Source organism: Photorhabdus aballayi (genome assembly GCF_026153155.1).
GTDB classification, from domain to species: Bacteria; Pseudomonadota; Gammaproteobacteria; order Enterobacterales; family Enterobacteriaceae; genus Photorhabdus; species Photorhabdus luminescens.
In genome coordinates this window covers 1-12,062 of sequence record NZ_JAPFCD010000040.1, presented here as the reverse complement: position 1 = coordinate 12,062, position 12,062 = coordinate 1, and the positions used below count along the sequence as shown (strand labels likewise).

Genomic DNA, 12,062 nt, shown 5'->3' with positions numbered 1-12,062 from the left:
ATTCCTTCTTATCCGGTTACTGATGGTTGCTGATTGCGGCACTTAAGTTTTGGGCTACCGATGCCAGTAAGGCGCTACTCTCGGCGGCAGGATCTGCTTGCATCATGGCCAACAGATTGCCCAGAGTGGTACTACCGACATTCAAGCTTTGTCCGACGCGTAACCAGGTCAGAAGTTGCCAGAGTGATGTAAAACTTTTCGGCCAGTTATTTTCCCCTAATAGCAAGGTATTGACTTGCGCTACCGTACCTTTATCCATCTCATGCAATGTGGCGATAAGTGAAGCTGCATTTTCAGTCGTCATACCTTTGGCATTTAATTGATCGAAACAGCGCATCGCTTCATCACGGGAAACGGTGACCTGAGTTTGCCACTGTTTAAAACGCGATAGCGTGAGTAATAGTTCCAGATTGGGAGCAGGAACATGAGTGATACCGTTGAGTAAACGTTCAGGATAGGTTGTCAGTAATTGCAGATCCTGCTCGGTCAGGCTCAGCCATTTCACAATTAACACTAGCTGGCTAAGTTGCTGAGTAGCAATGACTAGAGAAGTGTCGGTTTGCAAGTTATCCAGTGTGGCATTGTTATGGCTAAACAGGGTTTGAATATCATGCCAGTAGTTTGCCAGTGTAAAAGGATTGCCACTACTGGCTGTGATTTTCTCCAGCCAGAAGGTGACGATACCCATCACATTGCTCTTAATGCCGAAACCGGCACTTAGAGCACGCAGCACTTTCTGCTGTAACGCTGAATCCATTGTTTCTTTAGCGGCAGTTTGACTATTCACACTGCCACAAACGTTTTCCAAGAAATTGAACATCTCAGCGGTGGCGGTGCCGCTCCATTGCGTACTCACCATCCCTTGCAAATAAGTCAGACTTAAGTTCACAGATGACATCCAATCCAGTACCTGCTCGGTACGGCGTAAAATCGCCAGCGGTTGCAGGGATTTTGCCTGACCTAACTGTTGCAACACGATATCTTTTCCGCCTTCCATCAAGCGCCATAAAATTTCGGCTTGGGCAAATGTCAGCCCAAACAAACGGGGAATGGTGCCGAAGCGATACAACTGACTGGCGGTATATTCATCCAAGGTAAAACTGCCTGCATTACCGAAACAATAGCGACCAATACGGAAAAATTCATCACTGGTGACACCCAATGCTTTGCAGCATATTGTGGATAGTTCATCTTGCTCATTTTCTGCATATTTCACTGCTGTACCTAGCGCAATGACGTGATTACCATCGGCAGAGCGGAAAGCGGTTTCATAGAAACTGGGTGTTTGGTCTGGCGTGTAGGGATTCACTGCGCTAATGAACGTCACAAAGGTATTGGCATCAAGCCCATAACGTTTTTTCAGGCTGACATACTCTGCCAGTGCTTCAAGAACCGGCTTATCCAGCACAATTTTGTCGTGGTGGTCCGGCGCACTACGGCTGGCATTGACAATCAGCCAGTCCAATTCTTCAAACGACAGCCCGGTCTGGGATGATAAACGCACCAGCTTTTCAGCGCGGCCGGCTAAGGCGACTACCGTATCGTCAGTGAAATTCAGGCTCTTGCCATCGGTTTTTATCCACAGATATTGACTATCAGCCTCTGCTCCTAGTGTGCTGTTCAGATAGGCGGCACCGTAGACATTGACGCGGGTAGGGGCGGTTTCCCCAAAACGAACATAGCGGCTGGCGGCTTTCGCATCAGAGCTGTTTTGACTATAAGATTGCTGAGCGGTTAGAGCCATTAGCTGATTGAAGTTTAACCGGGTTTTTTCACAGAAGGTTTCGATAGAATTTAATGCCGTAGTTAACGCGGAGGCCGAAGATGTCGTTTCCTGTAAGCTACTGCCGCCAAGGCCGTAATGGTTAGTAATATCACCTTCTGTCGGTGCCGGATTGGTCATCAATTGATAACTCACCGGCGTCAGTGACAAGGTTTCGCGGGCTGGTGGCGATGGAATATCGTTAATAGCGGGAGGAATAACATCATCTGGGTTTGTCGGGGTACCTGAACTATCGCTGCAAAACGTTAATAACAGCCCATTGTCTTTTGTCCCATTGATGACCAGCGCATTTTTCCAGTTTGACTGACCGGAACTATCTACCGCGATATAACCCTGCTCTGTTTTCAGATAGTACTTATCCTTATCCTCGCTGCGTTCCAGTGTGACTGGCAGATGGAAGTTTGGTAAAGGCTGAGTACTGCCTGATTTATTGGCTACTTGGGCAAAAATACCGTTTTTATCCGGGTTGGTTGGGCTGTTACCTCTTAAGAAACAGCCGGTTATAACATTACCGTCGCCCATCTTTGTATCATCGGGAGCTCCCAGGTAGTAACACTGTTTTGCCATTGACCAAGTGAGTTTTAACGGTGCGACGATGGCGGCGGCAGCTTGATCTGGATTACCTGCAATCAATTGTGCGCCGACAATACCACTCCCGCTGGTGTACTGTGACAGGTAAACCATTGGTTGCCCGCTGAATCCTACCGCTTTGAAATAAAACTTTTCGCCGGCAAAAAATGTGTCTTTATTATCATTTTGAGCGGCGAAAAGTTTGCGTGTATTAGCCTGATCAGACTGCTCTGAAACTGCTTGTGCCGTGGTATCTGCCAACGTATTCCATACACCGTTCAAAGTTCTGGCTTGTGCCGATAAAGCGGAATCGATTTGCGACAGGTGATCGTCATAAGGTAACGTCATTGGGAAGAACGCGTTGGACAGTTCAGCAATGCCTTTACCGCCTTTTTGTAGCACATCCAGCAGGATATCGAGGGAAGTGACCTCTTTATTCATCGTCGTTTCGCTTAATATCAAGTCTTTCAGATCAGCTCGGCGATTATCAATATGCAAACTGGAATCTGGTTTATGCAGATCTTTAGCAACCTTGTAGAGCGCGGTGGCATAACGACCCGGTGAAAACAGGGATTGAATAGAGGCCGCGTCGGCATATTGACTGGCGCGATTCATTAAATCGCTGAAATCCCCATCACCGCCGATATTTTCCACCAAAGCATCTTTAAGCACAGATAGGTTGGATTGTGCGTTAAGTTTAGTCAGTCCGTTAATGACCGGTTCCTGACGTAATTGCCAGGCTCGGTAGAGGGACTTAAGATTTTCTGCGCGTTGCCGCGCCTGACGATAGACTGTACGAGCTTCTTTGGCGGATAGGGTAGGAACGGACTGAACGAAAGCAGCCCGGCTGATTGATGCGATGTCAAATACGTTTTGATAACCAGCATCAAGCAGGGGCTGTTCGGATGTGCCTGATAAAAATGATATTTTATTTTGCATAACAGTCACCATTACATGGTTTAGAATTAGAACATCTTGGAGGGTTAGTTTCGAAAATCGAGCTAGCTTTCTTGGTGTAACAATTCATAAACATTCCTTTTATTTCTGTTTGTTTATTGCTGGTTCAATTAAGGTGATACAGAGATAAACAAAACAACCAGTATGAGAAATTTCATCCAAGGTGCTGATAGCAAAAGTGTTATAAAAATGAAAAATAATTTATGATAATAGGCTGGCACATCATTTATCTTAGGTATTTAGAATCATTTTCACTATTTGGTAAGAGTTGTTAATTGATGGATGCATGACTTTATAGCGCGGAAGCTTATTATGTTAAGCTTAATTTTTATTAATGTAGGAATAAAAAATTAATTTAATCATGGCGGTAAGGAAGTTGCGTAACAGTTTCAGTCTGAAAATAATCAGACTTGCATCTATCGGGATATTTCTGGTGGTCTTTACCGGTTAATTTGTCGGTCATTTTTGGTTGTGTTGGGTGAATAGATTCCTTCCACATATATTTGCTGGCTAAAACACACAACAACCTGTTTTGTTTGCTTTTGCCAGCTTCATTTGAGCGATAGAGAGGCTGGTTATTATCGCATCTTGCGCCACAATGGCATGATATTGGTTAACACATCAGGGGGAGGGCAAGGATCATTGACCTTTGCCATTTTCCATAAACCGGTATGGCTTTTACGGGCAGCATTATTTGACATAAAAACTTGATATAACGAGCCTGTATCGCCGGCATGATTATGGGTATCAAGAAAGCCTTTATTTCCCCATCGATTATAGAGAGAAATACTATCGCCTTCTCTGATATTTTCATTTGGCGGTGTGGTTTCACAATAAATAATCCATTCTAATGTCGCTCTTTTGCGGATATCTGAAGTGTAGACTTGATGTATTTCCGTTAATTGCTCATTTTGATCCACTACATCATAATATCGCAAGTAACCACCATCACAGTAATACAGATTGTGAAGTAAAATAATATCATTGTTGATTATTTCACTTCCGACAGATTTTCCTGTTGCTGACTCAATTCTCCAGGCGCCGCCATAAATAGCTAAAGATGCGTCTACGGTTACCACACTGTATTTTGTACCCGGTTTATTACCGTTGCCAAATACGCTGAGATACCCACCGCTCCAGTTCTTGTAGCTATTTAATATTGTCACGGTATCGCCATATTTAAGTACATTATCCATCGTTTCCTCGACAAATGTATTATCTTTCTTCGAACAATTGATACCATTCTGAAATTACTCTTCATCCAATTATGCTATTGCTGCATAACGCCTGACGTCATTTCAGGATTCGGCTATCGTAATTAACAGGTTATTTCGCCTTTTATGTAATCCCGGGTGGACTTAAAACAGGTACGAATTCCTGTACTGATGAATATTGATAGCAACGGGAGATAGGAAAAGAAAAGATTAAAAAATTAATTTTTATCGGATGGTGGATTATTTTGAGAATGGTCTGGTTTGGCCTTTATTATGTTACTTGTAGATTGAAATTGTATAATTTCTGTATTTAGCTTTTTGACATATCTGTTGTGATGTACAGAAAAAAGCGGCATATTACCGCTTTAATTTACTGATAGATGTTATCTCTACTGGCGTTGCCAGAGTGGTGTATTTTAGTTTTTGATTCACGCCTGTGACCAAATTAACACGACTATGCTGTCATGGTAATTATTATTGCCCTCATTGCTGGCGCCGATAATGGCGGTTCCCGGCTTTTCGTCAAGGGTGTTATAGGCGTAACGGAGCTTGCAGGGTTTGCCGTCGCCGATAATTTCAATGCAGACTTTGCCTGTTCCTGATGAATAAGTTTTAAAGCCCAACACACTATTGACTCCTTGGCTGATTAATGTATCGACTAGCTGATCATCAATATACACTTTTATCATTTGTTGATGAGTCGTATTACCGTAGGCTGACAGGCTAAGCTTTATATTATGAGGTAACTGGAAACAGTGTTTACCGGTGTTATTGCTGCCGCATATTCCGCCACAGTTTCTATGCTCACTACCTAACGAATCTATATCAACCGATACAGCGGCTTGAACCTTTTTGAAGGTGACTCCATTCCAGTAAGCTTGAATGAAGGAGGGTTCACCATCGATAACCTGAGATTTTGTATTGTATTGGATGTAATAACTATCTTTGAAAAAGTAAATAGTAGAACCGGTAGTATTCTTCCATAAAATAGCAGCATCGAGATCTTCACTGAATCCTGCATATTTCCCGGTAGCGCCCCATCGGTCTGAAATAGTTTTTTTATTGATTGTATGTGAACTGACAGTGTAATCGATGCAATCTCTGCCTTTAAAGAAACAGACAATATCTTGTTTGGTATCCACCCATTCTGTGGCTGCGTCTATCCCGTTTTCAAATCCAGTACCTTGCAATCCCGGCCACCCCTCTATAATGGGTTTTGGCCCATCCACCACCAGAGCCTTAGCTATATCGAATTTAAGGTATTGAGAACCTTTAAAAAAATATAATGAGCCGTTTAAATTGACTACGTCGTCAATGTCTCTCTGGAATGCTATAGGGAGGCTAGGCCAATCGCTACTGATAGATTGGGGATAACCCGTACCGGCTTGATTTTTTGAGTCGTTATATCTAATGTTTTCCGAGTTAAGAAATAAATAGGTGTTTGAATTCATTGAGATATATCCTTAATAAGCGTTAAAGTGAATGTTCTTTTGATTTATTTGTTAAATTATTCTCTTTTTATTGATAATTATGGTCGATACGTTTGTTATCTTATAACAAAGGCCAATTCAACACTATCACACTATCGTCGTAATTATTATTGGCACCATTGCTGGCGCCGATAATGGCGGTTCCCGGTTTTGCTTCGAGCGTGTTGTAGGCATAACGGAGTTTGCATGGTTTACCATCTCCTATAACCTCGATGCAGACTTTTCCTGTGCCTGATGTGTAAGTTTTGACATTTATTATGTGACTTATCTTCTTGCCGGTTAACGTATCGACTAATAGATCGTCAATATATACATTTATTGTTTGCTGATGAATATCAGTATTTACGTAGGCAGTCAGGCCAAATCGAATACTTTGGGGTAATTGGAAACAGTGTTTACCAGTGTTATTAATTCCACATGTTCCGCCGCATTTTATATTGATATCACTACCTAATGCATTTGGATCAACTGACACTGCCGCTTGAATTTTATTGAAAGTGATGCCTTTCCATTTAGTTTGAATAAGGTCGGGTTCACCATACATACTATTCAACATTAGATGTAAGCGGAGATATTCATTGCCTTTGAAAAGATAAATAAAATAACCGGTATTCCGCCATAAAATAGCGGCATCTAAATTCGCGCTAAATTTCGCATATTCCCCGGTAATTCTCCATCTTTCTGTAATGGTTTTTTTATCAATGGTATGTGAACTAACGGTATAATTGATACACTCTTTGCCTTTAAAAAAACAAACGATATCTTTTTTTGCATCTATCCACTCTGTGGCGGCGTCTATCCCGTTTTCAAATTCCGTTCCTGCTAATCCCGGCCATCCTTCAATAATAGGTTTTGGTCCATCGATCACTTGCGCTTTTGCAATATCGAATTTAAGATATTGCGAGCCTTTAAAGAAATACAAAGCACCATTTAAATTAATTACATCATCGATATGCCTTTGAAACTCAATAGGAAGATTAGGCCAATTGTTACGGATAGGTTGAGGATAACCTATATCTATGTTATTTAGTGGGTCATTATATTTAATATTTTCTGTGTTAAGAAAGAAATAGGTGTTTGTATTACTGTCATCGCCTATATGGCTGCCTAATAAATCCATATCAATTGGCGCCGCAGCTTGAACTCTTTCGAAGGTCACGCCACGCCAATTAGCGCCAATGGGGGCTTGGCCATCAATAGTATTCGATTTCAGATGAATCCTGATGTTCGAATTATCTTTGAACAGGAAAAGAAAAGGGCTGCCAATATTTTTCCATAGAATAGCGGCATCCAGATTTTCACTAAATTCTGAGTATTGCTCTGTTATTCCCCATCGGTCTGCGATAGTTTTTTTGCTAATAGTATGTGAACTCACCGTATAATCAATACAATCACTGCCTTTAAAGAAACAGACGACATCTGTCATACTCGCCTTTTCTAAATAAGGCCATTCTGTGGCGGCGTCTATCCCGTTTTCAAATTCCGTTCCTGCTAATCCAGGCCATCCTTCTATAATAGGTTTTGGTCCGTCAATCACTTGTGCTTTTGCGATATTAAATTTAAGATATTGTGAGCCTTTAAAAAAATACAAAAAGCCATTTAAATTAATGACGTCATCAATATGTCTTTGAAATTCAATAGGAAGATCAGGCCAATCATTATTTATAGGCCGGGGATAACCAATGTCTGCCTCATACGATTTCTGATTGTGTCTAATATTTTCTGAACCAAGGAAAAGATAACTTGATGTATTCATTTATATATATCCTTGTTGGTGATTTTGGTTTAATATGTTGTTTAAATTTGTTTTTTACAACTAAAATAGAGTAAAAGAGATATTAATATTGTTTCGCTTTAATGTTTCCATATTTATTGCCTGTGTTAGTGCGCAGAGAAATTAATGCTATTAATGAGTGATAAGCAAGACTATATATTAATAACTCAGTAATGGATTTAATATTACTGTATTTTGTGTGACTTACTTTATTTAAGAATGAAAGATAAACTTGAATTGAGATATAAAATACAAGATTAATGTGTCATTGTATTTTTTATAGGAGATATTTTAGTCATGAAATTAGAACAGCATGAACATCAAATTTCAATTGAAAGTTCATCTAATTCCCATTCTGTTCCAATAACGGTATGGGAACCCAATTTATATCCTGAAGGTCGATGGATAGATGCGACAACACCGCGAGCTGGCGTGTTGTTTAAGGACTCAGCCTATGGGACTAGCGCTTGGGATATCGTCAATATTGGGGGAAGGAAAGCTTTCAAGGCACAAACTTTGTCTAAATTTGGCAATGTCGGTAGCCACTGTTTCGGAATTGCGACAGATACACCTGTTGATGCCAGACATTGCTATTGTGAGCTTGACCTGTTTTGTAATCCATACCCTGACATTACACTGTGTGTGCTATCCAAGAAAACCAATGCAAGCGGTACATATCAAAATATTGGTTACGGCTATATGGCGATTCATTTGACTGGCGGGTATAAAGGTAAGACTCAATGGATGCCATCAAATATTTCGTTAGGTACTTCGATTGACACTGCAACGCCTTATATCATGGTTTGGAATCTTCAGGCTAATTTGATTGAGTCAGTCAATTTTGTTGGTAAACAAACGGATGGTATTTATAAAGGACAACCGACACTAGGTAGTACTCCTTCTGGTGTTCCACTGAGTTATGAATGGCCAAAAAATACTTGGTCACGCTGGCGAATTGGATTGCTTGCGGCAAATAACGGTACATTAATTGTCGAGTGGTATAATACTGTGGCAGATAAATGGAAAGTAGAACTTTGCCAATATAATATGAACACGCTGATGACGGGAAATCTTACGTCTGGTCAGACAGGGATTATTTCTGGCATGTCTTCTAATGCCACCACAATAGATCAACAAAATTCTCTTTATAGAACACCATTTGATCGAGCGATATTTTTTCAAGATTTCTAATATGGAATCTGGTTATTTAACCATTTTGTGTGATATATACAAAGGGGCTTTCTTCTTAGCCCCATATATCGTTGTAATATAGAAAAATTATTTTTGTTTATGGTGCAATTTACCAAAGTATTTTTAATTTACACCAGCGGCCAATTTAACATGACTACGCAGTCATTGTAATTATCATTAGTGCCATTTTCAGCGCCGATAATCGCTGTTCCCGGTTTTCCATCAAGGGTGTTATCGAAATAACGCAGCTTGCTAGGTTTGCCATCTCCTTCAATTTCAATGCAAACTTTTCCTGTACCTGATGTGTAGATTTTAGTCGCCATCGGATTATTTTTTCCTTTGTTGGTTAATGTATCTACCAGAAGGTCGTCAATATACACTTTTACTGTTTGCTGAATGTTCGTATTATTATAAGCTGTCAAGCCAAATCGAATACTTTGAGGCAACTGTAAACAGTGTTTACCGGTGTCGCTAGTACCACATTCTCCACCACAATTGGATGGTTTGGTAGGTAGACAAGGATCATTGATTTTTTCCATTTTCCACTGGTCTACCTTCTGTACTTTACGAGTGCTATTACCAGAAAGAGATACACCATATAACGTGCTTGGTTTGTTGGCATTACCATAACTATTAAGGAAACCTTTATTTCCCCATCGATTATGTAGGGTGATAATTGCTCCTTCTATGATATTTCCCTTTATAGAATGAGGTGTTTCGCAATAAATAATCCACTCTAATGTTTTTGGAGAATAAGTATTTATATCTGATGTGATTACCGGATATATTTCTCCACTTGGTACCGGTTGATTTGGACCATCATAATATCCCAAATAACCACCATCGCAGAAAGCCAGATTATGAAGTAAAATAATATCATCATTAATTATTTCACTGCCGGTAGCTTTTCCTGTTCCTGACTGTATTCGCCATATTACCCCTAGATCAGAAAAGGAGGGAGCTACAGTTAATACGTTATGTTTTGCGCCTGGGATGTCATTACTGCCATGTGTACTGAGATATCCTCCATTCCAATTATTGTAACCATTTAATATTCTTACTGTATCGCCATATTTAAGTATATCAGCCATAATTTATCCTTAAAGATTAGTAGCTTATTTTTAACAATGAAAATGATACTAAAATTACCCTAGTTCAATTACCTTATTATTATTTTATGAATTACATCATAATAGGTTATTAAAATAATATAAATTCTCAACTTTTCTGTAATCCTAAAAATAGTAATTAATTCCCGATTTGATTAAGTATGAACATTAATGGCTGTCGAAGAAAGACAGAGAATTTGTTTCTTGCTTCTGACAATGAATATATCACTAAAATCACTTTCATTTAATTTACTATATTTCTATCTTGAACTGTGGAGAAATCTCATTATACCTCTTGATTTAATAACGATAGAAAAATAAAAACTTAATTGTTATTGACACGAAGGATACAACTCTAATAAATTGATACTTTGATATAAATAACATTTATATCTAATAGATCATCTGGATGGAACTCAGTCCAATTTTTGCGATCTGAACATCCAAGATTAACGGAAATATAAATAATCGATATTTTGATAAAGGGATTATCATTATGCGAATGCAAGTTAAAAACTCATTTAAATGAATGGCTTTCATAAAGTAATTGTTGTAAATATAATGTTTTCTCTTTTTTTCTTTTCTGGTATTTGATTCTTTAGGCTCTTCTATTAATGCATTCGGTAAAGATTTGCCTGAGGAAATCTGAGACAATGTTTTTTGTAACTTGGTTGTGGGTCTTCCAGAGATACTATGAGTGGTAATGACTAACTAAATAAGACAGAGAAACAGATTGTGGCAAAGAAAGAAAAACGGCCTCACCATGACGGATTATTCAAATATTTTTTAACGCAGCCTGAAATGGCCAGAGAGTTTCTATCCCTTTATCTGCCCGAAGAAATCCAGTTGTTGTGTGATTTAGCCACATTGAAACTGGAGCCCGGCAGTTTTGTGGATGAGCATTTACGTCAACTGCACAGTGATGTGTTGTACTCGGTCGAAACGGCCCGGGGACAGGGCTATATCTATTGCCTGATTGAACATCAGTCCACCCCTGACCCGTTAATGGCCTGGCGGCTGATGTATTATGCCATGTTAGCCATGGCGGCTCACCTGAAAAAAGGCCATACTGAACTCCCGTTGGTGGCACCTCTGCTGTTTTATCATGGTGAGATTCGGCCGTATCCTTACTCAAACCGGTGGCTGGATTGTTTTACGCTCCCTGAACAGGCTGCTCGCTTATACCGTCAGGCGTTTCCGTTGGTGGACGTCAGTGTGCTCAGCGATGAAGAGATCCTGACACATAAAGGGGTAGCCCTGATGGAACTGGTGCAAAAACATATTCGCTGCCGGGATATGCAGGAATGGCTCCTCCAATTGGTGGAACTCTTGAATGCGGGGTATAATACAACTGAGCAGCGCAATGTGGTGTTACTCTATATTTTACTGAATGGACATACGCTGGATCTCTCACACTTTGTCCATCAACTGATTGAACAATCTCCGGAGCATGAAACGATGCTGATGACTATTGCAGAAGAGCTTGAACAAAAAGGGCTTGAGCGAGGTATCAAGCAAGGTATTGAGCTAGGTCGAGAAGAAGGCCGAGAGGAAGGCCGAGAGGAAGGTAAACTGGAAACGGCTCGTGCCTTATTACGGCATGGCGTGAGTTTGGACATTATTGTCACCAGTACCGGACTGAGCCGGGATAAAATTGAAATGTTAAAGCATTAAATTAATCTTCTCTTTTACAGCAAAATGCCGATATTCAAGATCGGCATTTTTGTTCTTATTTATAGGGAGCGAAATGACGCCTTATTAAACATAAAATTATCCATCAGCACCTTCTATTATTACTGACATATACCCTATGGATTTCAAGATGCATCGCGGCGGCAAGGGAGCGAATCCCCGGGAGCATAGATAACGATGTGGCCGGAGTGAGCGAGTGCAGCCAACAAAGAGGCAACTTGAAAGATAACGGGTATAAATGGGTATCGTGTGGCAAAGGGCAGCGCTGACGGGTATTTAAAA

7 protein-coding genes are annotated in these 12,062 nt (G+C 40.3%); 2 read left to right on the top strand and 5 right to left on the bottom strand.

Annotated elements, in window-relative coordinates; genetic code table 11:
- Positions 1 to 16: 16 nt before the first annotated feature.
- The 4 genes from tcaA to OO184_RS17550 form a co-directional block, all read right to left on the bottom strand.
- The gene (gene tcaA, locus OO184_RS17565) at positions 17 to 3,304 is read right to left on the bottom strand and encodes an insecticidal toxin complex protein TcaA (protein WP_265380286.1); all 3,288 of its coding nucleotides are present in this window, start codon (positions 3,302 to 3,304) and stop codon (positions 17 to 19) included.
- A gap of 584 nt (positions 3,305 to 3,888) precedes the next feature.
- Complete coding sequence (locus tag OO184_RS17560) at positions 3,889 to 4,506, bottom strand: hypothetical protein (protein ID WP_265380285.1); 618 nt, start codon at positions 4,504 to 4,506, stop codon at positions 3,889 to 3,891.
- Positions 4,507 to 4,952: 446 nt separating this feature from the next.
- The gene (gene ppxB, locus OO184_RS17555) at positions 4,953 to 5,975 is read right to left on the bottom strand and encodes a photopexin PpxB (protein WP_265380284.1); all 1,023 of its coding nucleotides are present in this window, start codon (positions 5,973 to 5,975) and stop codon (positions 4,953 to 4,955) included.
- Positions 5,976 to 6,075: 100 nt separating this feature from the next.
- Positions 6,076 to 7,770: a hemopexin repeat-containing protein gene (locus tag OO184_RS17550; RefSeq protein ID WP_265380283.1), complete on the bottom strand. Its 1,695-nt coding sequence runs from the start codon at positions 7,768 to 7,770 to the stop codon at positions 6,076 to 6,078.
- A 315-nt stretch (positions 7,771 to 8,085) separates the two neighbouring features.
- Between OO184_RS17550 and OO184_RS17545 the strand changes: the two genes are divergently transcribed.
- Positions 8,086 to 8,979: a hypothetical protein gene (locus tag OO184_RS17545; protein WP_265380282.1), complete on the top strand. Its 894-nt coding sequence runs from the start codon at positions 8,086 to 8,088 to the stop codon at positions 8,977 to 8,979.
- Between the two features lie 128 nt (positions 8,980 to 9,107).
- Here the strand turns inward: OO184_RS17545 and OO184_RS17540 are convergent, their stop codons facing one another.
- Positions 9,108 to 10,070, bottom strand: coding sequence for a fucose-binding lectin II (locus tag OO184_RS17540; protein ID WP_265380281.1), 963 nt, complete (start codon positions 10,068 to 10,070; stop codon positions 9,108 to 9,110).
- A 753-nt stretch (positions 10,071 to 10,823) separates the two neighbouring features.
- On the opposite strand from OO184_RS17540, the gene OO184_RS17535 reads away from it, so the two are divergent.
- Positions 10,824 to 11,762 carry an Rpn family recombination-promoting nuclease/putative transposase gene (locus OO184_RS17535; protein ID WP_265380280.1) on the top strand — a complete coding sequence of 313 codons (939 nt, stop codon included), beginning with the start codon at positions 10,824 to 10,826 and terminating at the stop codon, positions 11,760 to 11,762.
- Positions 11,763 to 12,062: the final 300 nt, after the last annotated feature.